Source organism: Nocardia mexicana NBRC 108244 (assembly GCF_001613165.1).
Lineage (GTDB): Bacteria > Actinomycetota > Actinomycetes > Mycobacteriales > Mycobacteriaceae > Nocardia > Nocardia mexicana.
This window is the reverse complement of sequence record NZ_BDBV01000007.1, coordinates 70,561-91,604: the sequence shown is the minus strand read 5'-3', so window position 1 is coordinate 91,604 and position 21,044 is coordinate 70,561. Positions and strand designations below refer to the sequence as shown.

The window sequence follows — 21,044 nt, the reverse complement described above, 5'->3', positions numbered from 1 at the left end:
GGCCCGGGTGCTCAGTCGGCGGATTCTGCGATCACGCGATCGAAGTCGGCGACGAATTTGGTGAGTAGGCGGGCGAATTCGGTGCGCTCACCGTCCGGCCAGTCTGCGGTTGCTCGGGCGAAGGCGGCCTGACGGACCTCGCGGGCGCGCCCGAGTGCGGTGCGGGCGGCGGGCGTCAGGCGGAGCAGGACGCGGCGGGCATCGCCCTGGTCGGCCTCGCGGCGGAGGAATCCGTCGCCGATCGCGCGGCCGACGAGCCGACTGGCGCGCGGTTGGTCCACCCCCAGCGCGGCCGCGATATCGGTGACGGTGGTCTCGCCGTCGTGTGCCTGCACGGCATCCAGGACGCCGAACACCGTCGGGTCGATGGCCGCACGGCCGGTTCGCGCACCGATCCGATTGAGGGAGCGCCGGGTCTGGCTGCGGCGGATGGCCACCATTGCCCGCTCGATGGCGGCCGTCGAGGGATCGCTCGTCGTCACTCTTGTCATCGTACAACTTATTGCTAAAATACATGTATATGTAATAGTGCAAGTATTTGGAGGGGTCATGGAAACGGGACATGCGAAGCCACTCGGCTACTTCCTGCGGCATATCGACACGCTGCTCGAGCAGAACTTCGCCGACCTGCTGTCCGGGCACGGGCTGGTGCGGCGTTCCTGGCAGGTCCTCAACACCATCGCCAGGGGGCCGACGGACCTGGCCGGACTGGACCGGGCGCATGCGCACTTCCGTGATGCGGCCGAATCGACTGTCGCACCGCATGTTCAGGCGTTCATCGAACGCGATTGGGTGAGCGTCGCTGCGGACGGGCTGTACGTCCTGACTCAGGAGGGGCAAGCCGAATATCGCCGGCTGTCCGAACTCATCGATGCCGAACGTGCCGCCACCCTCGACGGGCTGACTCCCGACGACTATCGCGCGCTGCTGGGCAAGCTCCAGCGGATCTCCGATAATCTGGAATCCGTCGCACGCTCCCGCGCGCAACGGTGAAAAATGCTGTCGCGCAGCTACTTCGGTGAGATGCTACGACTCCGGCTTGAAGGCGAACAGTTCGCCGATGCGGGTCGTCACGATCACATCGCCCTTGGCGCTCACGGCGGTGCCGACGGCGGAGCCCTGCGCGCCCGGTAACTCGGCGGAGGCGACGGTGGTGCCGTCGCTGGGCTGGAAGGTGACCAGGCTCAGCGTCTCACCCATGGGGGCGACCACGTACCCGGTGTCGCCGGCGGTCTGGACCGGCCGCCCGCGCAGCTGCAGATCCTTGCGCTCCCAGGCGATCCGGGCGGCGTCGCCCTCGTCGCGCAGCGCCAGCAGATGCCCGTCGTCCCCGCCCGGAATCAGCAGCCCGTCCTGCTCCGAGACCGCGCCGCGCGGCGAAAACCCCAGCGGCTGAGTCCATTTCGTGCGCCCGTCGGTGGCGTCGACGGCCAGGAGCCGGCCGCTGTTGTCGCCCACGTACACGGTCTTGCCGTCCGCGGCCAGCGTGGGAGCGGTCCCGCTGCCCTCGGCGAGGATGTCGGCGCTCCACTCCTGCCGGATCTGCTTGTCCGCGTAGCGGAGTGCGACCAGCGACGTCATGGGTTCGCCCGGCCGCCGGACGGTCAGATAAAAGCGTCCCGAATCCTTCTCGATGGCCGACACGTTCGCCACCGGGCACTGCGGTCCGCCGGTCACGCAGTCGCCGATGCCCTTGCCGTCCGGCGGCCGCGGCAGTCCGGGCTGGGTCAGGAAATCGGGCTCGCCCAGCGCCTGGAAGGTGGCCGACCGCAGGTCCCCGGTCTGCCGATCCACCACGTCGACCTGGCCGGACTGCGTCACCGACAGCACGTCGCCGTCGCTGGTGAACTGCACCGATACCGGCACGCCCGCGACCGGTGTGCGCCAGCGCGGTTGTCCGAGCGCGTTGAAGGAGGTCAGGGCGCCGTTGTCGCCGACGTAGACATTGTCCAGTCCGTCCACCGCCGAGCCGGCGGCGATCGCGTCCGGCCCCATGGGGTTACAGAACCGCTTGCGCCCGGTCGGCATCTGGAAGGCGTACATGGCGCCGACGGTGCCCGGCTTGCCGACACAGTCGCCCGGCATGCGCGTGGTGACGAACAGTTGCCCGCCCGGGCCGATGAGGGTGGAGGCTGCCGCGGGACCGCCCAGCGGCCGCGTCCAGCTCGGGATCAGGTGCCGCGAACCGGTGACCGGGCTGGCGCCGCTGTTGCGGGCGTCGTGGTACGCGGCGGGCCAGCCCTTGCCCGGACCCACCTTGATATCGTCCAATGTGGTGCTGCCGCACCCGCTCAGCACGAGCATGCCGAGGGCGCCGAGGGCCGCGGTGGCGCGGCGGGCCGTGCCGATTCGCGTACGCACCTGCTGGACTCCCATCTGCTTGTACGGGCCTGCACGAGACTAGAACATCCGCACCGCTGTCACCGGGCTGGGTGAGCTTGGAATCGGGCGTGTCCGCCGGATCGTGTCGCACCCGGGATTGTCCGAGGGCAGCCGCTGCCGTGGCACGCCGCGAAAGTACCCTGGTACCTCGACGACGACACCGCTGGACGACGCAGTCGCCCGCTGGACTCTAGGGAGCAAGTTCGTGACGAGCATGTGGGGCGCGCCGTTGCGCTCGCGATGGCGGGGGTCGCGCCGCCGCGACCCGGAGCAGGCGCGTTTTCTGACGATGGCGTCGTTGCGCTGGGTGCTCGCCAACCGGGCGTATACGCCCTGGTATCTGGTGCGGTACTACCGGCTGTTCAAATTCCGCCTGGCCAATCCGCACATCGTGCTGCGCGGCATGGTCTTCCTGGGCCGCGGGGTGGAGATCCACGCGACGCCCGAGCTGAGCCGCATGGAGATCGGCAAGTGGGTGCACATCGGCGACGGCAACGCCCTGCGCTGTCACGAGGGCTCGCTGCGCATCGGCGACAAGGTGGTATTCGGCAAGGACAACGTCGTGAACACCTACCTCGATATCGAGATCGGTGAATCCACGCTGGTCGCCGACTGGTGCTACATCTGCGACTTCGACCACAAGATGGACGACATCACCCTGCCGATCAAGGACCAGGGCATCGTGAAGAGCCCGGTGCGCATCGGACCGGACACCTGGATCGCCGCCAAGGTGACCGTGCTGCGTGAGACCCGTGTCGGCCGCGGCTGCGTGCTGGGCGCGCACGCCGTGGTCAAGGGCGACATCCCGGACTACGGCATCGCCGTCGGCGCGCCCGCGAAGGTGGTCAAGAACCGCAAGGAGGCGTGGGAGGCCGGGGCTGAGGAGCGCGCCAAGTACATCGCGGCGCTGGAGGACATCGAGCGCAAGAAGAACGGGGTGGGTACGCCGCAGGCCGGTTAGCTCGCCGAACTTGTCGGAGCCAGGCGGTACGTTCGGCATATGAACCGGTACGCCGCCCTGCTACGCGGGATCATGCCCAGCAATCCGAACATGCGCAACGAGAAGCTGCGCGGGGTGTTCGAGGGGCTGGGGTTCGATGCGGTGGGTTCGGTACTGAGTAGCGGCAATGTCGTATTCGGCTGTGCCGCAACCGATGTCGCCGAGCTGGAAACGCGCATCCAGCGTGCGCTCAATGCCGAACTCGGCATCGGCGGCGGCACCATCATCCGCAGCCGCGAGGAATTGCGGGCACTGGTCGACTCCGACCCGTTCCCGGGGCTCACGCACGGCCACGGCACCTACCTGACGGTGACGTTCGTGAAGGATGCCGCGCAGGGGCCGCCCGGCCCGCCGCCGGAGCGTCTCGCGGCGGGAATGCAGGTCGTGGGCTACGACGAGGCCGCGCGGGCGATCCTCGCGGTGATCGACAACTCCGCCGCCGCCACGCCGGACTTCATGGGCTGGCTGGAATCGGTGTACGGCAAGGACATCACCACGCGCACCTATCTCACGGTGCAGCGGGTGCTGGCGAAGCTCTAGCGCTCCGCCGCGAAAGATCCCCTCCGGCAAGGGGCTTCGGGGAGTACACATCGGCCGCGCCGGACGGTCCGAGGGGAACGCGGCCGCGCCGCCGTGTCGATGGTGATTACCGGGGAGTGCTGCCTCGGGGGAGCGCGATCGGATCTCGATCGCGTAGAGCGGTTGTTCACTCACATCCATCGGAAGATCGCAGGGGGAGACACGATGAAGACCTGTCTGTGCGGCCTGTGGGTTGCCTCGCTCGTGCTGCTGTCGGCGCCACTGGCGGCTCAGCCGCCCGTCGGCCCGTCGCTCGCGACCGCGCCGAAGCGGGTGCAGGAGAGTTCCCGCGGCGCGGTCCGTCAGATCGTGCCGGATCGGCCGATCGCGGTGCCCGGCGGCCGGGGCCTCGCCGATCCCGCGACGGCGGCCACCGCGCATTCGGCCGATATCAAGCAACTCTTCGGCGCCGCAGCCGATCTCGTCGTGACGACGGTGGCCGGGCGGGCGGGCGGCAGTACGGTCCGGCTCGGCCAGCGGGTCGGTGCGATCCCGGTGCACGGTGCCGGTGTCGCGCTGGCGTTGCGGCCGGACGGGTCGCTGCAGTCGGCGACCGGCGCGCTGTCGGAGCGTATCGATGGCAGTTATCCGTCGGGTGGCACCGAGCCGGCCGAGGCGGCGCGGCGCACCGCCGTGGGCAAGGTGGCCGAGCTGTCCGGGCTCGCCGCCGACGCGCTGCGGGTGCGCTCGGAGTCGGCGGCGTGGTTCGATCCGAGCCTGGTCGACGGCGAACGTCCCGACCGCGTCGCCGTCCCGGCCTACCGGTACGACATCCGCGCCCGGGCCGCGGTGTGGCGGGTTTTCGTGGCGGCCGTCGGCGGTGCGGTGCTCGACGCCCTGCCTGCGGAGCGTGCGCTCGATCGTGTTGTCTGCGATGCCGATTCCCAGGGTGCGGAGCGGACACTCGCCGTGCCCTGCGGCGCGGCGGGCAGTTATCCCGTGGTGCGCACGGAGGGCGGTCCCCGGGTCCCGGGGAACGAGGACGCCGACAAGGTCTACGACTGGATGGGCGACACCGAGGACTTCTATCGCCGCCACACCGCACTGGGCGGTCTGACGGATCTGATCGGCATCGAGGTCCCAGGCAGCGGCAAGGCATTGCGCGCCACCGTGCGCGTCTGCGCCGAGGCCTGTCCGTACGCGAACGCGTACTGGACCGACGAGCAGGGCTTCGTGATCGGCAGCGCGGTGCTGGGTCTCGACGTCGTCGCCCACGAGCTCACCCACGGCGTCACCGAACGCACCAGCGGCCTGAACTACGTCAACGAATCCGGCGCGATCAACGAATCCATGTCGGACGTGTTCGGTGAGTTCACCGAACTGGCCGGAAAGCGCGGCAGGAAGGCCGACCGCTGGAAGATCGGCAACGGCACTGATGTCGGCGTCATCCGGGACATGAGGTCACCGCGCTCGGCCGCCGACCCGCAGCCGGAGACGTACAAAGGGCCGGGCTGGGTCCCTGCGACCCACTCCGACCGTGACCGCGCACCCGACAACGGCGGCGTCCACACCAACAGCGGCGTGGGCAACAGGCTCGCCGCCCTGATCACCGACGGCGGCACGCTGGGCGGCCGCAAGGTCGACGGCATCGGCCTCGACAAGGCCGCCGCCCTGTACTGGTCGACACAGACCCAACTCTTCCCCAGCGCCGACTACCCCGCCCTGGCCAGCACCCTGATCACGGTGTGTCACAACAACATCGATGACAAGATCGCCGGGTTCACCGCCCCCGACTGCGCCCACATCCAACAGGCCGTCGAAGCAGTCCGAATCCCGCTACTCCGCGATCGCACCTGAGCCCCGGTCCGGCATCCCGGCCCGGTTTTCGCCCGCCTCCCCGCGGGCGCCGATTGTTAGTATGTCCCGCAACCGAGAGGACCGATCAGCGATGACTGCACCACTCGAAGACCGTGTCGCCAATCTGGAAAGGCTCTGCGCCACCAACGCAACCGCCTCCCAGGTAGCGGAGCTCAGAACCCGAGCCGACCAACGCCACCAGGCCGTCCTGGAGGAGTTCGGCTTGGTCCACGCCGACACCGCACAACTGAAACAGCACGTTGATGCCAGGTTCGACGCCGTCGATGCCCGGTTCGATCGGCAGGATGCGCGGTTCGATGGTGTTGATTCCAGGTTCGATAGGGCTGATGCGCGGTTCGATGTTGTTGATGCCCGGTTCGATCGGCAGGATGCGCGGTTCGATGCTGTTGATTCCAGGTTCGATAGGGCTGATGCGCGGTTCGATGTTGTCGATGCCAGGCTCGATGGGCATGATGCTCGCTTCGACACTGTCGATGCGAGGTTCGATGGACAGGACGCTGTACTGCAAGCTCTCTCGGGGATGATGAAGGAGCTCCTCGACAGGGTTCCGCCCAAGGAGTAGCCGAGTTCAGCCCGGAGCATGGCGTGCGGTGGAGATCTCCGGATTCGACTCAGCCGGAGGTCTTCACCGCTCGTGGGATCGAATTCATCCGGCCACGTGGCTATGTCCGTCGGATCTCGCACAGGCCACTGTCCGGTGTCCACCACCGGATAACCAGTTGGTCGTTCTCCACCGTCGTGTGCACCACCTCACGAATATCCAGTCGGAACAGATGGGATCCCTCGTTCGGCACCTCGATCACGGTGCCGGTGACCTTCCCGTCACCGCCGCGCATCGAACCATCACCAGGATTGGCATGGATCGTGAAGCGGCCGTCATGCCGCAAGTCGCGGGCCTTCGCCGCGTCCGGCATCGACCCCAATTGCATCTCGTCCCCGTCGAAGGCCACCTCGGTACCGCTGACGCGCGGCGAGCCGTCCTTCCGCAGCGTGGCCAGTACGTGATGCTTGGTCGCCTCGAACCGTGCTCGAACCGCACCGGCCAGATCGGGTACCGCGGTTTCTACTTCTTTCCATTTCGCCATCGGCCCACTCTGGCATGCGCCACAACGCAACCGCATGACCGAAATTGCTCGATGCCTACGATGAACCGCACTTCCGAACCTGTTGCTATGACGCCGGTCTGTTCTCCGCCCGCCTGCCCCGGGCCTGATCGACCCGGAGCAGACGACCGCGGGAGCGGGTTACTCGCCGAAACCTACTGGAACGACGAGAACCTGACGTCGATGACCGCGCCGTGCAGGGTGTTCGGGACGCCCGAAACCTGGCCGGGGCGGAGCCGTTCGTAGACCTGTCCACCGCATTCCGGGCCGTCGCCGCCGCGCGCGTAGATCGTGGCGTAGAACGGGGTGGCATTGTTCCAGTACACCGTCCGCGGGCCTTCGGCGCTGATCACGGCCGGGTAGCAGGTGTTGTCGGCCGGATTGGCGACATTGGCGACCACGGTGACGTTTTCGGAGACCTGGAACTGGCTCTCCGACTCCTGCGCCCAGGACTGGCCGAACGTGAAGAGTGAGGCCGCAACTGCTGCCGTTGCCGCAGCGACGGTGCGTTTCATCATCAGGCTGTTCCTCTCGAGAGCGGGCTTTCCGACACGTACGTCTATCACGAAATCGCGCTCGGTGGCACCGCGTCGCGAAGTTACCCAGCGGTCGTGAGGCATCCGTACCGCGGGATGGTGAGTGGCGCGCGTGCTCTCGGCGCGCGGGGTGCGCGGACACCGGATCCCGGTGGGTAGTCTGCTGATCGCGAGAGCGCCTCCGGCGACCTGCCACTTCGCGGGATTCGAGCCCGACGAGGCGGAGTGGGTCGGCTCCGGACGCGCTCGCGGACGACTTACTCGAGATGGTGACAGCGGGCGCGCAGGCCGATCGCCCGGCATGGCACGCTTCGCATTGGCGCCGAACGCGCATTGGTGACATGGCCTATCGGCCGTGGGCTCGGCACGCTCGGATGTCGTGACCGACTGTGCGCCGGAGATGTGACCGACCGTGCACCCGGATACGGCGACTTCGAACTCGGAGGTGGGATACGCAGGCGAAGGGGATGTCGCCCCGGCGGCCGGGGTCGGCAGCGGCGCTCGGCGAACCGCTCGCTCGAATCGATCCGGACGCCGCGCCGCGAACGGCCCGAATGTGCTGTGGGCGATGATCGCGACGAACCGGAGGTGCGACGCGAGGCGCGGGCCGTGGAACACGAAGCTCTCCGATGCCCCGTGGCACCGGAGAGCTCGTTCTGCCGGGTGCGCGCTATGCCGCCCGGCGCGGCGCTTCGGAAACCGGTGCGGCGGTGGCCTTCTCGTCCTCGGTGAACCCGGGCCGCCCGGTGCCGATGAACGCCACCAGCCACGACATCACCGCCACGAACCGGTTGCGGAAGCCGACCAGGTAGAACAGGTGCACCGCCAGCCACGCCGCCCAGGCGATGGTTCCGGTGAACTTGATCTTGTCATTGACCCTGGTGACCGCGCTGAACCGGCTGATCACCGCCATCGAACCCTTGTCCCAGTAGACGAACGGGGTGCCGGGCTGCTTCTTGCGGCGGATGATGTCGGCGACGTGGCGGCCCTCCTGCATCGCCGTCGGCGACTGTCCGGGGTAGCCGTTGAGCGAGGTCATATCGCCGATGGCGTAGATGTCGGCATGCCCGCCGACGGTGCAGTCCGGGTTGATGAGCAGCCGCCCGGCGCGGTCGGTCTCGCAGCCGGTGGCCTCGGCCAGCATCCGGGCGAAACCGCCCGCTTGAACGCCCGCCGACCACACCACGGTCTCCGCGCCGATGCGCCGTTCCACGCCGTCCTTGGTCTTCACGGTCACCTTGCCCGACTCGATATCGGTCACGAAGGTGTCCAGCAGCACCTCGACGCCGTTGCGCTGCAACGACTCCCGGGCGTATTCCGACAGGTTCCCGCCGAACGGCGGCAGCACGGCGCCCGCGCCCTCTACCAGCGAGACCGAAATCTCCTGGTGGTAATGCCTTTTCGCGAGTTCCTTGAGCTGGCCGGCGACCTCGACGCCGGTCGGTCCGGCACCGACGACGACGAAGCTCAGCAGCCGCGCCCGCGAATCCGGATCGGCGGTCTCCGCCTCGGCGAAGACCCGTTCGATCTGACCGCGCAGCCGCTTGGCGTCGTCGATGGTCTTGAGCGAGAACGTCTTCCGGGCGAAATCGTCACGGCCGAAATACGACTGGTTGGCGCCGGTGGCGGCGATCAGCGAGCCGTAGCGGATCCGGCGCGGGCCCTCCGGCGTCTCGTAGGTGAGTTCCGCGGCATCGGCGTCGATCTCGGTGACCTTGCCCAGGCGCACATCGGCGTTCCGATGCCGGTGCAGGATTCCCGCGATCGGCGGGGCGATATCTGTGGCGGGGAGCACACCCGTCGCTACCTGATACAGCAGGGGCTGGAACAGATGTTCCGGCGTGCTCGAGATGAGAACGTAGTTGACCCCCGACTTGTTCAGCTGCTTCGCGGCGGCGAGTCCGCCGAAGCCCGATCCGACGATGACTACCTCAGCGGTTTCGATCCCCGCATCCACGTCTTGCATGACAGCCTCCTTCTGTCATTAGTAAACGCGATCCGGAATGCAAACGTTCCAGCTGCCTGGGCGCATAATATTGATGAATCTTATCTCGATCGCTCATGAATGGAGATCTTGATGGAACTGCGGCAGCTCTCCTATTTCGTCGCGGTCTGCGAGGAGCTGAGCTTCAGCCGGGCCGCGCAGCGGTGCTTCATATCGCAATCGGCTATCAGTCATCAGATCGCCCGGCTCGAACATGATCTTGGTGTGCAGCTGTTCGAACGCTCGACACGGTCGGTCGTTCCGACGGACGCAACGACTCGGCTACTTCCCCTTGCGAAGCAAATTCTGAGCCTCGAATCGGCCATTCGCGCAGCTGTGCGGGCCTCCGGCCCGCGAATTCGCCTGGCCGCGAACATGTCCTTCGCAACAAGATCACTGTCGGCCATCGCGGGCGCGCGCGAGGCGCATCCGGGTGCGGAGATCGAGTTCGTGATCAAGCCGTTCCGGCAGCGCATCGCCGCGGTGGCGGATGGCGATTGTGATCTTGCCCTCATCCGGGGCAGTGTCGATCAGCCCGGTCTGACGGTCGAGAAGCTGTGGGTGGAGGACCTCGTCATCGCCGTCTCGACGGCCCACCCGTTGGCAGGGCGGGAGGATGTGACGCTCGCCGAGTTGGGAAATTACCCGTTGCTACTACCCCCGGAACAGGAACAGGTGCTGCTGCACACCGTGGTCCGGCGCGCGTTCGCCGACCTGCCCACCCGCGCGACCTACGGCCCGCCCATCCCGCCGGACCACACCGCCACTATGGAACTGATCAACCGGCCCGACGCGTGGACGATCCTGTACGCCGACACCCCCGCCGAGGGGATCGCGGCCCTGAACGTGCCGGGCCGCCCGCTGCGCATCCCGGTCTCGGCGGTACTCCGCAGCGACGCCCGCTCCTCGCCCATCCTGACGACGTTGCTGGCCGCTCTGCACAGCGCCTGAGCGGGAACAAGCGTGCGCCGCACCGGAATTCCGATGCGGCGCACCTCGCTATCGCGGACCTACCTCCCCAGGTACACCGGTAGTCGCTTGTGCCCGTTGGAAATGAAGCTGGCCACGGTGCCCAGCTCGGACGGGTCGGCGGCGAGCCGGAGGCCGGGGAAGCGCTGGAACAGCGCGGGCAGCGCCACCATGGCCTCCAGCCGCGCCAGCGGCGCGCCCAGGCAGTGGTGGGCGCCGTATCCGAAGGCCAAGTGGTCCTTGACCTTTCGCGTCACATCGAAGTCTTCGGCGGTCTCCCCGTACAGCTGCGGGTCGCGGTTGGTCACGGCGTAGGAGGCCAGGATCGGATCACCCTTGGCGATACGCACACCGTCCAGTTCGATATCGTCGACGGCGTAGCGTAGCGGCAGATGCGCCACCGGGGCCTCGAAGCGCAGCGCCTCCTCGACGAGGTCCGCCCAGCCGACCTCGCCCGAGTCCACCTTCGCCCGCTGGTCGGGCCGGGTGAGCAGCAGGTAGATGGCCTGATCCAGCAGGTTGACCGTGGTCTCGTGGCCGGCGCTGATGACCAGCAGCAGGGTGTCGATCAGCTCCTGCTCGGTGAGCTGCGAGCCGTCCTCCTCGTCGCGGTGCGAGATCAGCAGGCTGGTCATGTCGTCGCCGGGCTGTTCGCGGCGGAAGGCCACCAGCTCGCCGAGGATCCGATACATCTCCATGTAGTTGGCCTGCGACTGTTCGGGTGTCAGCGTCGTATCGAAGATGCCGTCGACGCACGTGCGCAGGCCCGCGTTCAGCGCCTCCGGCACGCCCATCAGCTCGCTGATCACCCGGATCGGCAGCGGATAGGCGAAACCCTCACGCAGATCCACGATTTCGCCCGCGGACGGTTGCGCCAGCCGGTCCAGCAGGTCGGTGGCGATCTCCTCGATGCGCGGTCGCAGCGCCTGGGTGCGGCGATGGGTGAACGCGGGGGAGACCAGCTTGCGCAGCCGCCGGTGCTCGCCGCCGTACGCGGTGAACATGTTGTTCACCGCGACCCAGAGAAACAGCGGCCAGTCCTCGGGAACCTCGCCGTTGATGAACTTCGGCCAGTGCTGCCGCGCGTCCTTCGACACCCGCGAATCGGTCAGCAGCGTCCTCAACAGGGCGGCATCGGTCACCGACCAGGCGTGGATGCCGCCCGGCAACTCGACCGATACCACCGGCCCCCGTTCGCGAATGCGCGCGGCTTCGCCCTGGATATCGGCCCCCGTGGGATCCAGGACCAAGGGGTTGTGCTCCATCGTGGTCTCCTCACTACACGTGCAACGGTGGAGATTTCGGGAATCGGACCGGCAGGCCCGCCAGTGCACGATGGAAAGGTCCCGGGCGCCAGGTCAATTCGGTCGGCTCCACGGCGAGGCGCAGGTCCGGCAGCGCGTCCAGCAGTTGATCGATGGCGTCCTGCACGATCATGTAGGCCACCGAGCGCGCCGGGCACGAGTGCGGGCCGACGCTCCACGCCAGATGCGAACGGTTGTCGGTGAATTCGCGCGCACCGACGGCCGGATCGTTGTTGGCGCCGGACATGCTGACCACCACGGGATGATTTGCCGGTAGCCAGACGTCGTCGATCAGGATCGGCTGCCGGGGATAGGTGACGCAGTAGTTGGCCATCGGGGGGTCGGTGAACAGCACCTCGTCGAGCGCGTCCCGGGTGGACAGGCTGCCGCCGAGCAGGTTGCCCGCGAAGCGGTCGTCGGTGAGCATCAGCAGCAGCGTGTTGACGATGAGGTTCTGCATCGGCTCGATGCCAGCGCCGTAGAGGGTGACCAGCTGGTGGATCATCTCCACGTCGTCCAGCCGGACCGGATGAGCCAGCAGCCGCGAGGTGACGTCGGCGCCCGGCTCGGACCGCTTCATCGTGACGAGTTCGAGCAGGGCGCCGCTGAGCATCTCGTTGCCCCGCTCGGCCTCGACGCCCTCGAAGATCATCGCCATGCCGCGCGCCACCCGCTGCCCGATATCCGGCGGGCAGCCGAGGATCGCGTTGAGCGCCTCGAAGGTCAGCGGGAACGCGTACTGTTGGATCAGCTCGGCCGACCCCTCCTCGCAGAAGGTGTTGATCAGCGGTATCGCGATGCGCTCCACGGTGGAATGCAGGGCGTGCAGGTCGATTCCGTTGATCGCGAACGTATTCGCCTGCCGGTAGCGCTCATGCTCGATTCCGGCGCTGCGGATGGCGTTCGGCCGCCACTCCAGCATCGGCATGATGGGCGAGTCGGTCGGGGCGTGCTTCTGCCAGTTGCGCGGATCGGCGGGGAAGTGCTCGGGATCGTTGAGGATCTGCACGGCGGTGCGGTACCCGATCACCAGGGTGGCGGGTACGCCCGGCGCCAGATCGACGGGCACCAGTGACCCGTAGCGCCTCCGCATATCCCGATAGGCCGCATGGGGATTCGCGGCGAATTCGGGTGTGTGGAGCGGGATCCGCGGTCCGTCGGTGTCGATCGGCGATCCGTGCAGGACCGGGCAGGACTCGGGGTGAACCGGGGGCCGGGTCAAGAATGGGACTCCAGACGCTGAAACAGGAATTCGACGAGCGTGATCAACGACCGCAGACAGGGGCCGCGGTCGCGGGCATCCAGGGCGGTGAGCGGGGTACTGGGTTCGAGGTCGAGCGCCTCGCGGATCTCGTGCAGCGGAAAGCGTTGCGAGCCCTCGAACTCGTTGACCGCCACCGAGTACGGCACCCCGCGCTCCTCGAGTATCGCCAGCACCTCGTCGGCCTTGTCGATGCGCCGGGTGTCGACGAGCACCAGCGCGCCGAGGGCGCCGCGGGCCAGTTCCTCCCACAGCGGGAGGAACCGGCGCTGGCCGGGGGTGCCGAAAAGATACAGCGCCAGTTGCGGATTCAGCGTGATGCGGCCGAAATCCATGGCGACCGTGGTGGTCACCTTGCCCGGGAGGCCCGCCATATCATCGATGCCGACGCTGGCCTCGGTGATGGTTTCCTCGGTGCGCAGCGGCCGGATCTCCGACACGCTGCTGACGAACGTGGTCTTGCCGACGCCGAAATTGCCCGCCACCAACAGCTTCACGGACCGGGTGACGGTCTCGGGCACATAGTCGACGGTGCGTTCGGTGAGGGCAGACGGGCGCTCAGACGGCGAGAGCGCGGAGCCCATTCAGTACCTCCTCGAGCAGGGCGAGTTGCGGAACCTGGTCCACCGGAGTCGGATTGACCAGCTGACCGCTGTCCAGCAGGTCGGACGCGACGATCTTGACCACCGAGGGCGGCAGATCGAGATAGGCGGCGATCTCGGCGATCGACAAGGCCCCGCGGCGGCTGCACACGCCCATCACCCGGCGCCCGTCCGGGCTCACGCCCGGGGCCGGATCCTGTGCTGCCACAACGAGAGATACCAGATCCAGCTCCCGGGTGGGGCGCGAACGCCCGCCCGTACGCACGTATGCCCGGACGAGATCGGGGTCGCGCCGATGCCTACTCATGCGTCACCTCGTCAGCGCTCGGCGGCGTCACGTGCAGGCGCCCAGCCGTGCCATGTGTTCGCTCGCTGCGCTCACTCATGGCGGCCGTTACCGCTGGCGCGGCAGGCTGCCGAGTTCGCGGCCGACGCGCAATGCGAGTTCGTTCATCCGGTGCGCGATCAGGCTGACATCGACCTGCGTGGTGGTGGAGACACCGATGAGCGCGCCCTCGCCGGCGGCGGTGATGAAGATCATGCCGTCGTCGTACTCGGTCATGTTCTGCCGCACCGTATTCGCCGCCCCGCAGAACTCGCCGAGAGCCTTGCCGAGCGATCGGAGCCCGGAGGAGGCGGCGGCGAAGCGCTCGGCGTCGTCGACACTGATCTCTCCGACCTGTGCGATGCGCAGCCCGTCGTCGGAGAGTAGGACGGCGAACCGTACACCGGCAACGTTGAGGTCCTCGAGCATCCAGGCCAGCTTGTTGCCGTCGGAGACGGCTATACCGGGTGTGCTCATCAGGATGTCATCCCTTCGGTGTTTTCGTGTGCGGCGGAGGAGCGGCCGCTCTGGGTACCGCTGTGCCAAGCGGCGGCGACGTCGGGTCGGGGAAGTGCGGTGTCGGTATCCGGGCCTCCGCGTGACACCGTGGACACCGCCACGGTGCGGCGGCGGCGTCGCGGTAATCCGCCCGGGGTGAGTTCGTGGACGGTCGACATGGACTCGGAGTCGTCGGCGTCCTCGTCCGGATCCGCCGGATCGGCGGCCGGTGCGGCGTGCGCGCCCCCGGAGGTCAGCGGTCGCGTGCTCTCCGCCGGTGCGGCGTGCGCCCCGGCCGTGCCGCGCGCATTGTCGGCCCACGCGGCGTGGGCGCCCTCGGGGGCGGAGGATGCGGCGTCGGCCTGCGATCCGGGGTGTGCGGGTGTCGTCGGTGCGGCGTATACGGATTCCGTCGTCTCGGCGCGCGCGGATCCTGACGCGCCGCCCTGTGTCGTCCCCGTCATTGCGGCGTGTGTTGCCCCCGTCGTTCCGGCCTGTCCCGGCCCGGTCGTTCCGGTCTGCGAAGCTCCCGTCGGTCCGGCGTGCTGCAGGCCGGAGCCCACCGGGTCGCCGCCGAAGGCGCGATGGGTCGACGAGGTGGTGGCGTCCGATTCGGCGACCGCGGAAATCACTGTGGGCGCGGCCATCTGCGGCGTGCGCTCCCGTGGCGACAGCAGCTGCTCCGGGACGTACACCATCGCCCGCATACCGCCGTAGGCGTTGGGGCCATCGATGTAGACGGTGAAGCCGTAGCGGCGGGCCAGCGAGGCGATGCCCGGGAAGCCCACGCGCGGAGCCGGTCCGAGCTGGTGGATGTCGACGACCCGCTCGCCGGCGAGCACCTGGCGGGCCTCCTCCATCTGTTCGGAGTTCATCCGCACGCCGGCGTCGTCGACGATCACCGTGACGCCGTGATGGCCCTCCTGGAAGGACACGTCGACGAACGAGGTGGGCGGCGAGTACCGCAGCGCGTTGTCGAGCAGCGTGGCCAGCGTGTGGACCAGCGGCTCCACCGCGCGACTGATGACGGTGCGGTCGAGCTGATGCGGCCGCACGCGGGTGAAGTCGCGCACACGCCCGACGGAACCGCCGACAACATCGGTGAGCGACTGCTGTGGCCAGCGCCGCCCGGGGAGACCACCACAGACGATCACATAGGACTGCGCCTGGCGGATCATCTGCTGGACGCTGTGGTCGATGCGGGTGAGGGTCTCGTAGACCTCGTCGCCGCGGTGCTCGCGCAGCGCGGTGCTCACCACCTGGCTGACGTCGGTGCCGAGGCTGACCACGGAGGTTCCGAAGGCGCGCACGGCCGCGCTGGTCGCCTCACGCGAGGCGTTCTCGGTTTCGGAGCGCACGGACGCCTCCGCGCGGGAGATCGCCTGCTGCGCCTCGTACTCGGCCTCCCGGCGGATGCGCTCGCGGGTTTCGGCCTGCACCAGGCGAAGGTCGCCGGCGTAGCGCTCGGCGACCGCGCGCAGCGCCTGCGAGAAGCGCGAATGCCCGCCTGCCACCGGAATGTCCACCGTGACGTCGGATCTGCGCACCGAATCGGCCACGAAAGGCATTGTGCTGGCAGTGAAGTGCTCGAGCTCGTCCTCGGTGCCGCGCAGCGCCTGTTCGGCTGCCTCGGCACGGGACCGTTGGTGGAGCGCGTAGTACGCCGCATACACGGCCGCCGCGACGGCCAATATGAGAACTGCGGCGAGGATCCACGAAATCGTCACGGCGGTAGATTGATTCATCAGGTTCCCTCGTCGCCGGCTGCCCGGCCGCCTTGTCCTTCCTCAACTCGCCGACCACCAGACACCAGGGTCGGATGACGCTTGCGTCGGCGCCGGAGCAGCGCCGGGCTGTCAGAACCACCCGGCGGACCTCGAAGTTGCTTCCCGGACAGGCGATTTCAGCACGAACCTTGCCCGTCCGGCGGGGGCCCTATCGGCCCCAGCACCCGACGACGGCAAACATTATCAGCAATTCTGAGTGGCAGCGACCGAATCGTTATCAACATTGCGATCTGTGGGTGGCGATGCGAAGGTTGCAAATGCCTTGCCCGGTAGCCGATCACGGCATTCTCGCAGTACTCGCCCAGGAGAAGGGTCGAATCGAGGGGCAACTGGAGATTCGCTGGTTCGCACATCGGGCGACCGTCCCGGATACCGGAACTCACCAATTCCCGTGGCAGACCGACCGGTCCCTCTGAATTCTCCGCTCTCGCGGGCGTTAGCCGCCTACTCGCTGAGGGCCTGTGCGACGGCGCGGTGCAACCGCAGCAACTCGGGCTCGTCATCCTCCACGGCCCAGGCGATCTCCTCCAGCGCGCGCAGGAATGCCCAGCCACGGGAACGATCCGCGTCCACCTCCAGCGCCCGGGCGGTGTGATCGACGACCCGGCGGGCGTGCGACGGGGTGGGGTCGCACTGGGTTTGGATCATGACCAGGAAGCCCGCGTCGAACGCCGCCTCGCCCAGATAGGGCTTGGGATCGATGAGCAGCCACGGCTCCCGTTCGGCGGCAATGATGTTGCCCAGGTGGGTGTCGCGATTGACGATCAGCAACGGGCCGTCCGGTTCGGCGAGCCTGCGGCACCAGGCGACGGCCTGTCGCAGCAGGTCGTCCGGGATCTCCTGGGCGAGTTCGGGTTCCGGATCGGTGAACATCTCGGTCCAGTCGGCCACCATCGCGGCGGCCTCGGGCAGCGCCGGAAAGCCCGGCGGCACGCCGACCGGCTCGCGGCGCAGCCGGCGATACAGCCGGCACGCCGACTCGATCTTGTCCACGTGTTCGGGGCGTCCCTCCAGGCTCGGGAAGCCCGGCTGCCGCAGCAGCGGTGTGCCGGGCCGCGCCCACTCCAGCAGCATGGCCCCGGTGCCGGGGTCGAATCGGTACAGCCGCACGGCGCCGTCGCCGTCGTAACAGAACAGTCCGGCGGGCTCGCCGACGTTCTCCTCGTCGACCACCGGTACCTTCAGGACCGCGACCGAGCCGTCGGCGCGCCGGACCGGGGCCACGAACGAGTGCGTGCCGCCGGAGAACGAGTCGCCGATCAGCTCCAGTTCCCAGGCGCCGCAGAGCTTCTCCACCACCGTGGGCAGCGCGGCCAGCCAGTCCTCGCCCCGCTCCTCGAAGACGGTGCGAATGGTCTCCTCTACCTCCGGAGGCAGCGTGATCGACATTCGATCAGCCTTCCGGCCTGCGGCGCGAACCGCAAACCAATTTGCGCCCGCGCGCCGGTCGGGCAGCGAAAAGACAGTCGCCCACCTACTCTGGCGGGGTGGGGAACGAGAACCTGCGGGCGTCGGACGCCGATCGGGAGAAGTACGTCGGCCGATTGCGCCTGGCGATGGACGAGGGCCGCCTGAGCCTGCACGAGTTCGACGAGCGGGTGCAGCAGGTCTACGCCGCCAGAACCTACGGCGAACTGGCGCCGCTGCTGTCGGACCTTCCCGCCCAACGGGTTTCGCGGGGGCCGGAGGCGAAGTCCCAGAGCCGGATCCCGACCTGGGTGGTGATCATGTGGATCCCCTGGGTATTCGTCAACCTGCTGTGCATCCTGATCTGGCTGGCCACCGGCATGGGCTACTTCTGGCCGTTCTGGGTCGAGGTCCCCTGGGGCTTGGCCCTGTGCATCCCGACCGCCATCGGCATCCTCACCAACCGGCACTAGTTTCCGGCCGAAAGCATGCCGGAAAACAAAACTCGCCAAACCCGAGGTTGCACTACGCAACCCCGGATTTGGCGAGTCGAGGGTAACTCTGCTCGGGGACGGGCTGACCCGGCCCCTCGATCTCCGCAGGCCCGCAGCGCAACGCACAGCGCGCTCGACGACCCGCAGAAATCGCGGAGAGGCGGATCAGCCTCAACCCTTGTGGGTCTTGACCGCCTCGGTCAGCTGCGGGGCGACGTTGAACAGGTCGCCCACGATGCCGTAGTCGGAGATCTCGAAGATCGGCGCCTCTTCGTCCTTGTTGACGGCGACGATGGTCTTCGAGGTCTGCATGCCCGCGCGGTGCTGGATGGCGCCCGAGATGCCCAGGGCGACGTACAGCTGCGGGGAGACCGTCTTACCGGTCTGGCCGACCTGGAACTGGCCCGGGTAATAGCCCGAGTCGACGGCGGCACGCGAGGCGCCGACCGCGGCGCCCAGCGCGTCCGCGAGGGGCTCGACGACCTTGTGGAAGTTGTCCTCGCTGCCCACGCCGCGGCCACCGGAGACCACGATGGTGGCCTCGGTGAGCTCCGGCCGGTCGCCGCCGACCACGGGCTCGCGGGAGGTCACCTTGGTGACGCCCTCTTCCTGCGCGGGAACCTCGACGGTCACCTTCTCGCCCGCGGCGGCCTGCGGGGCCGCCTCGACGGCGCCGGGGCGCACCGAGATCACCGGCACATCGCCGGTGGCCTTGGAGTCGACGGTGAACGCGCCACCGAAGATGGAGCCGGTGACCGAACCGTCGGCGTCGACGCCGATGGCGTCGACCAGCAGGCCGGAGCCGATGCGCGCGGCCAGGCGACCCGACACCTCCTTGCCGTCGGCGGAGGCGGCCACGAGAATCGCGGCGGGGGAGGCGGATTCGGCCAGACCGGCCAGCACGTCCACCTTCGGGGTCACCAGGTAGCCGTCGACGTCGTCGGACTCGGCGACGTAGATCTTCTCGGCGCCGGCGGCGGACAGCGCGTCGGCCAGCTTGTCACCGGTGCCGGCCGGGCCGAGCACGACCGCGGCCGGGGTGCCCAGCGCGCGGGCGGCGGTGAGGAGTTCGGTGGTGACCTTCTTGGTCGCACCGTCGGCGTGCTCCACGAGCACGAGTACTTCTGCCATTGCTCTTTCTCCTGAAGTTCGTTGGGCTCGGGGGCGTATCAGATGATCTTCTGACCGACGAGGTAGGTGGCGATCTGCTGGCCGCCCTCACCCTCGTCGACGATCTTCTCGCCCGCCGTGCGCGGCGGCTTCGGGGTGACACCGGTGACTGCGGAACCCGCGTTGCCCACACCGACCGTCGACGGGTCGATGCCCAGGTCGGCGAGGGTGAAGGTCTGCACTTCCTTCTTCTTCGCGGCCATGATGCCCTTGAAGGAGGGGAAGCGCGGCTCGTTGATCTTCTCGGTGACCGAGACGATGGCCGGGAGGCTGGCCTCGAGCTTGAACACGCCCTCGTCGGTCTCGCGCTCGCCGGAGATCTTCTCGCCGTCGACGGCCAGCTTGCGCAGGTGCGTCAGCTGCGGGATGCCCAGGTACTCGGCGATGATGGCCGGGACCGCGCCCGCGCGGCCGTCGGTGGACTCGTTGCCGGCGATGACCAGCTCGACACCCTCGATCTGGCCCAGCGCACCGGCCAGGACCCACGCGGTCTGCACGGCGTCGGAGCCGTGGATCGCGTCGTCCTTGACATGGATGGCCTTGTCGGCGCCCATGGACAGCGCCTTGCGGATGGCCTCGGTCGCGCGCTCCGGCCCCATGGCCAGGACGGTGACCTCGCCGCCCTGCGCTTCCTTGATCAGCAGGGCCTCTTCGACGGCGCGCTCGTTGATCTCGTCCAGGATCGCGTCGGCGGCCTCGCGGTCGAGGGTGTAGTCACCATCGGTCAGCTTGCGCTCGGACCAGGTGTCGGGAACCTGCTTGATCAGTACGACGATGTTCGGCATTGGTCTTCGTCGACCTCCTGTTCTGGATGGCACGTAAGGATGGGGTCGCACGATCGGGTGGCCGTACGTCCACGATTAGCTCAGCTCGGGACATTACCCTACGTTAAGTTACTCGTGGGTAACTTAGGGTGTGATGTTCTGCATCACCACTCCGGGCGCCGGTGTGATAGGGGCAACCGCTAACGTCGGGTGAATGAGTGAGGCCGTTTTCTCCCCCGCCGCAGGGGAGTCCAGCGCGGTGGACCCGCTGCCCCTGACCGGCGAGCGGACGGTGCCGGGCATCGCGGAGGAGAACTACTGGTTCCGCCGCCACGAGATCGTCTACGCCCGCCTGCTGCAGCGCTGCGCGAACAAGGACGTGCTTGAGGCCGGATCCGGAGAAGGCTACGGCGCCAACATGATTGCCGGGGTGGCGGCCAAGGTGACCGGTCTGGATTACGACGAGAGCGCGGTCGAGCACGTGCGCGCGGCGTATCCGCGCGTGGAGATGGTGCAGGGCAATCTGGCCGCGCTGCCGTTCGAGGACGCGTCGGTCGATGTCGTGGTGAACTTCCAGGTCATCGAGCATCTCTGGGATCAGGCGCAGTTCCTGCGCGAATGCCTGCGGGTGCTGCGGCCGGGCGGGGAGTTGCTGATCAGCACGCCGAACCGGATCACGTTCTCGCCGGGGCGCGATACCCCGCTGAACCCCTTCCACACGCGCGAGCTGAACGGCGCGGAACTCTCGGAACTGTTGGTGGAGGCCGGTTTCCGGGTCGACCTGATGGCGGGTGTGCATCACGGGCCCGGACTCGCCGCGCTGGACGCCAAGTGGGGTGGATCGCTGATCGACGCCCAGATCGAGCGCGCGCTGGCGGGCGAGCCGTGGCCGGAGGAGCTGGCCGTCGACGTCGCGGGGGTTCGTACCGATGATTTCGTGCTGTGGAGCGGTGACGAGAGCGGCGCGTGGGATCCGGAGATCGATGCGAGTCTCGACCTGGTCGCCATCGCGGTGAAGCCTTGAGTGCAGGAGAGGATCCCGGCCAAAAGCATGCCGGGAA

At 68.1% G+C, this 21,044-nt stretch carries 22 protein-coding genes; 7 read left to right on the top strand and 15 right to left on the bottom strand.

The features are described 5' to 3' along the window. Window positions 1-11 precede the first annotated feature (11 nt). Entirely contained in the window at window positions 12-482 is a 471-nt protein-coding gene (locus NM1_RS04315; RefSeq protein ID WP_246011436.1) for a MarR family winged helix-turn-helix transcriptional regulator, read from the bottom strand. 67 nt (window positions 483-549) lie between these two features. On the opposite strand from NM1_RS04315, the gene NM1_RS04310 reads away from it, so the two are divergent. After that, on the top strand, window positions 550-993 hold the full coding sequence (locus NM1_RS04310) for a MarR family winged helix-turn-helix transcriptional regulator (protein ID WP_068014104.1): 444 nt from the start codon (window positions 550-552) through the stop codon (window positions 991-993). 33 nt (window positions 994-1,026) lie between these two features. On the opposite strand, the gene NM1_RS04305 is transcribed toward NM1_RS04310, so the two are convergent. Further along, complete coding sequence (locus NM1_RS04305) at window positions 1,027-2,361, bottom strand: outer membrane protein assembly factor BamB family protein (protein ID WP_246011435.1); 1,335 nt, start codon at window positions 2,359-2,361, stop codon at window positions 1,027-1,029. Window positions 2,362-2,587: 226 nt separating this feature from the next. On the opposite strand from NM1_RS04305, the gene NM1_RS04300 reads away from it, so the two are divergent. The 3 genes from NM1_RS04300 to NM1_RS04290 all read left to right on the top strand — a co-directional run bounded on the left by NM1_RS04300 (window position 2,588) and on the right by NM1_RS04290 (window position 5,758). After that, the gene (locus NM1_RS04300) at window positions 2,588-3,343 is read left to right on the top strand and encodes an acyltransferase (protein WP_068014102.1); all 756 of its coding nucleotides are present in this window, start codon (window positions 2,588-2,590) and stop codon (window positions 3,341-3,343) included. 39 nt (window positions 3,344-3,382) lie between these two features. After that, window positions 3,383-3,922, top strand: coding sequence for a DUF1697 domain-containing protein (locus NM1_RS04295; RefSeq protein ID WP_068014101.1), 540 nt, complete (start codon window positions 3,383-3,385; stop codon window positions 3,920-3,922). Between the two features lie 204 nt (window positions 3,923-4,126). Further along, window positions 4,127-5,758 (top strand): M4 family metallopeptidase, encoded by a 1,632-nt coding sequence (locus NM1_RS04290; RefSeq protein ID WP_068014099.1) that lies wholly within the window; start codon window positions 4,127-4,129, stop codon window positions 5,756-5,758. 85 nt (window positions 5,759-5,843) lie between these two features. On the opposite strand, the gene NM1_RS04285 is transcribed toward NM1_RS04290, so the two are convergent. The 4 genes from NM1_RS04285 to NM1_RS04270 all read right to left on the bottom strand — a co-directional run bounded on the left by NM1_RS04285 (window position 5,844) and on the right by NM1_RS04270 (window position 9,384). Beyond that, the gene (locus NM1_RS04285; RefSeq protein WP_068014097.1) at window positions 5,844-6,287 is read right to left on the bottom strand and encodes a hypothetical protein; all 444 of its coding nucleotides are present in this window, start codon (window positions 6,285-6,287) and stop codon (window positions 5,844-5,846) included. 154 nt (window positions 6,288-6,441) lie between these two features. Next, window positions 6,442-6,864, bottom strand: coding sequence for a pyridoxamine 5'-phosphate oxidase family protein (locus NM1_RS04280; protein WP_068014095.1), 423 nt, complete (start codon window positions 6,862-6,864; stop codon window positions 6,442-6,444). Between the two features lie 173 nt (window positions 6,865-7,037). Then, a complete protein-coding gene (locus tag NM1_RS04275) occupies window positions 7,038-7,400 on the bottom strand; it encodes a hypothetical protein (RefSeq protein ID WP_068014091.1) in 363 nt (120 codons plus the stop codon). Window positions 7,401-8,088: 688 nt separating this feature from the next. Next, window positions 8,089-9,384, bottom strand: coding sequence for an NAD(P)/FAD-dependent oxidoreductase (locus NM1_RS04270; RefSeq protein ID WP_068014090.1), 1,296 nt, complete (start codon window positions 9,382-9,384; stop codon window positions 8,089-8,091). 111 nt (window positions 9,385-9,495) lie between these two features. Between NM1_RS04270 and NM1_RS04265 the strand changes: the two genes are divergently transcribed. Next, window positions 9,496-10,353 (top strand): LysR family transcriptional regulator, encoded by an 858-nt coding sequence (locus NM1_RS04265; RefSeq protein ID WP_068014161.1) that lies wholly within the window; start codon window positions 9,496-9,498, stop codon window positions 10,351-10,353. A 59-nt stretch (window positions 10,354-10,412) separates the two neighbouring features. Here NM1_RS04265 and NM1_RS04260 read toward each other — a convergent pair whose 3' ends face one another. The 7 genes from NM1_RS04260 to NM1_RS04230 form a co-directional block, all read right to left on the bottom strand. Continuing rightward, on the bottom strand, window positions 10,413-11,636 hold the full coding sequence (locus NM1_RS04260) for a cytochrome P450 family protein (protein WP_068014088.1): 1,224 nt from the start codon (window positions 11,634-11,636) through the stop codon (window positions 10,413-10,415). Between the two features lie 13 nt (window positions 11,637-11,649). Next, on the bottom strand, window positions 11,650-12,897 hold the full coding sequence (locus tag NM1_RS04255; RefSeq protein WP_068014087.1) for a cytochrome P450 family protein: 1,248 nt from the start codon (window positions 12,895-12,897) through the stop codon (window positions 11,650-11,652). Beyond that, window positions 12,894-13,520: a GTP-binding protein gene (locus tag NM1_RS04250; protein ID WP_068014086.1), complete on the bottom strand. Its 627-nt coding sequence runs from the start codon at window positions 13,518-13,520 to the stop codon at window positions 12,894-12,896. The genes NM1_RS04255 and NM1_RS04250 overlap by 4 nt, the downstream gene beginning before the upstream one ends. Continuing rightward, a complete protein-coding gene (locus NM1_RS04245) occupies window positions 13,495-13,845 on the bottom strand; it encodes a DUF742 domain-containing protein (protein WP_068014085.1) in 351 nt (116 codons plus the stop codon). The genes NM1_RS04250 and NM1_RS04245 overlap by 26 nt, the downstream gene beginning before the upstream one ends. Before the next feature lie 87 nt (window positions 13,846-13,932). After that, complete coding sequence (locus NM1_RS04240) at window positions 13,933-14,340, bottom strand: roadblock/LC7 domain-containing protein (RefSeq protein WP_068014083.1); 408 nt, start codon at window positions 14,338-14,340, stop codon at window positions 13,933-13,935. After that, a complete protein-coding gene (locus NM1_RS43770) occupies window positions 14,340-16,088 on the bottom strand; it encodes a sensor histidine kinase (RefSeq protein WP_246011433.1) in 1,749 nt (582 codons plus the stop codon). The genes NM1_RS04240 and NM1_RS43770 overlap by 1 nt, the downstream gene beginning before the upstream one ends. Window positions 16,089-16,592: 504 nt before the next feature. Next, window positions 16,593-17,537: an aminoglycoside phosphotransferase family protein gene (locus tag NM1_RS04230; RefSeq protein WP_068014080.1), complete on the bottom strand. Its 945-nt coding sequence runs from the start codon at window positions 17,535-17,537 to the stop codon at window positions 16,593-16,595. A gap of 98 nt (window positions 17,538-17,635) precedes the next feature. Here NM1_RS04230 and NM1_RS04225 point away from each other — a divergent pair, with 98 nt between their 5' ends. After that, a complete protein-coding gene (locus NM1_RS04225; protein ID WP_068014076.1) occupies window positions 17,636-18,028 on the top strand; it encodes a DUF1707 domain-containing protein in 393 nt (130 codons plus the stop codon). A gap of 192 nt (window positions 18,029-18,220) precedes the next feature. On the opposite strand, the gene NM1_RS04220 is transcribed toward NM1_RS04225, so the two are convergent. Both NM1_RS04220 and NM1_RS04215 read right to left on the bottom strand, forming a co-directional pair. Further along, a complete protein-coding gene (locus NM1_RS04220) occupies window positions 18,221-19,180 on the bottom strand; it encodes an electron transfer flavoprotein subunit alpha/FixB family protein (protein ID WP_068014075.1) in 960 nt (319 codons plus the stop codon). A 38-nt stretch (window positions 19,181-19,218) separates the two neighbouring features. Next, a complete protein-coding gene (locus tag NM1_RS04215; protein ID WP_068014074.1) occupies window positions 19,219-20,004 on the bottom strand; it encodes an electron transfer flavoprotein subunit beta/FixA family protein in 786 nt (261 codons plus the stop codon). A gap of 193 nt (window positions 20,005-20,197) precedes the next feature. Between NM1_RS04215 and NM1_RS04210 the strand changes: the two genes are divergently transcribed. Next, complete coding sequence (locus tag NM1_RS04210) at window positions 20,198-21,007, top strand: class I SAM-dependent methyltransferase (RefSeq protein WP_068014073.1); 810 nt, start codon at window positions 20,198-20,200, stop codon at window positions 21,005-21,007. Window positions 21,008-21,044 lie beyond the last annotated feature (37 nt).

What these genes read in the sequence shown, in the direction of transcription:
- NM1_RS04310 (WP_068014104.1), top strand. Translation starts at nt 550, where the DNA reads ATGGAAACGGGACATGCGAAGCCACTCGGCTACTTCCTGCGGCATATC.
- NM1_RS04295 (WP_068014101.1), top strand. Translation starts at nt 3,383, where the DNA reads ATGAACCGGTACGCCGCCCTGCTACGCGGGATCATGCCCAGCAATCCG.
- NM1_RS04290 (WP_068014099.1), top strand. Translation starts at nt 4,127, where the DNA reads ATGAAGACCTGTCTGTGCGGCCTGTGGGTTGCCTCGCTCGTGCTGCTG.
- NM1_RS04280 (WP_068014095.1), bottom strand. Translation starts at nt 6,864, where the DNA reads ATGGCGAAATGGAAAGAAGTAGAAACCGCGGTACCCGATCTGGCCGGT.
- NM1_RS04275 (WP_068014091.1), bottom strand. Translation starts at nt 7,400, where the DNA reads ATGATGAAACGCACCGTCGCTGCGGCAACGGCAGCAGTTGCGGCCTCA.
- NM1_RS04270 (WP_068014090.1), bottom strand. Translation starts at nt 9,384, where the DNA reads ATGCAAGACGTGGATGCGGGGATCGAAACCGCTGAGGTAGTCATCGTC.
- NM1_RS04265 (WP_068014161.1), top strand. Translation starts at nt 9,496, where the DNA reads ATGGAACTGCGGCAGCTCTCCTATTTCGTCGCGGTCTGCGAGGAGCTG.
- NM1_RS04260 (WP_068014088.1), bottom strand. Translation starts at nt 11,636, where the DNA reads ATGGAGCACAACCCCTTGGTCCTGGATCCCACGGGGGCCGATATCCAG.
- NM1_RS04250 (WP_068014086.1), bottom strand. Translation starts at nt 13,520, where the DNA reads ATGGGCTCCGCGCTCTCGCCGTCTGAGCGCCCGTCTGCCCTCACCGAA.
- NM1_RS04245 (WP_068014085.1), bottom strand. Translation starts at nt 13,845, where the DNA reads ATGAGTAGGCATCGGCGCGACCCCGATCTCGTCCGGGCATACGTGCGT.
- NM1_RS04240 (WP_068014083.1), bottom strand. Translation starts at nt 14,340, where the DNA reads ATGAGCACACCCGGTATAGCCGTCTCCGACGGCAACAAGCTGGCCTGG.
- NM1_RS04230 (WP_068014080.1), bottom strand. Translation starts at nt 17,537, where the DNA reads ATGTCGATCACGCTGCCTCCGGAGGTAGAGGAGACCATTCGCACCGTC.
- NM1_RS04220 (WP_068014075.1), bottom strand. Translation starts at nt 19,180, where the DNA reads ATGGCAGAAGTACTCGTGCTCGTGGAGCACGCCGACGGTGCGACCAAG.
- NM1_RS04215 (WP_068014074.1), bottom strand. Translation starts at nt 20,004, where the DNA reads ATGCCGAACATCGTCGTACTGATCAAGCAGGTTCCCGACACCTGGTCC.
- NM1_RS04210 (WP_068014073.1), top strand. Translation starts at nt 20,198, where the DNA reads ATGAGTGAGGCCGTTTTCTCCCCCGCCGCAGGGGAGTCCAGCGCGGTG.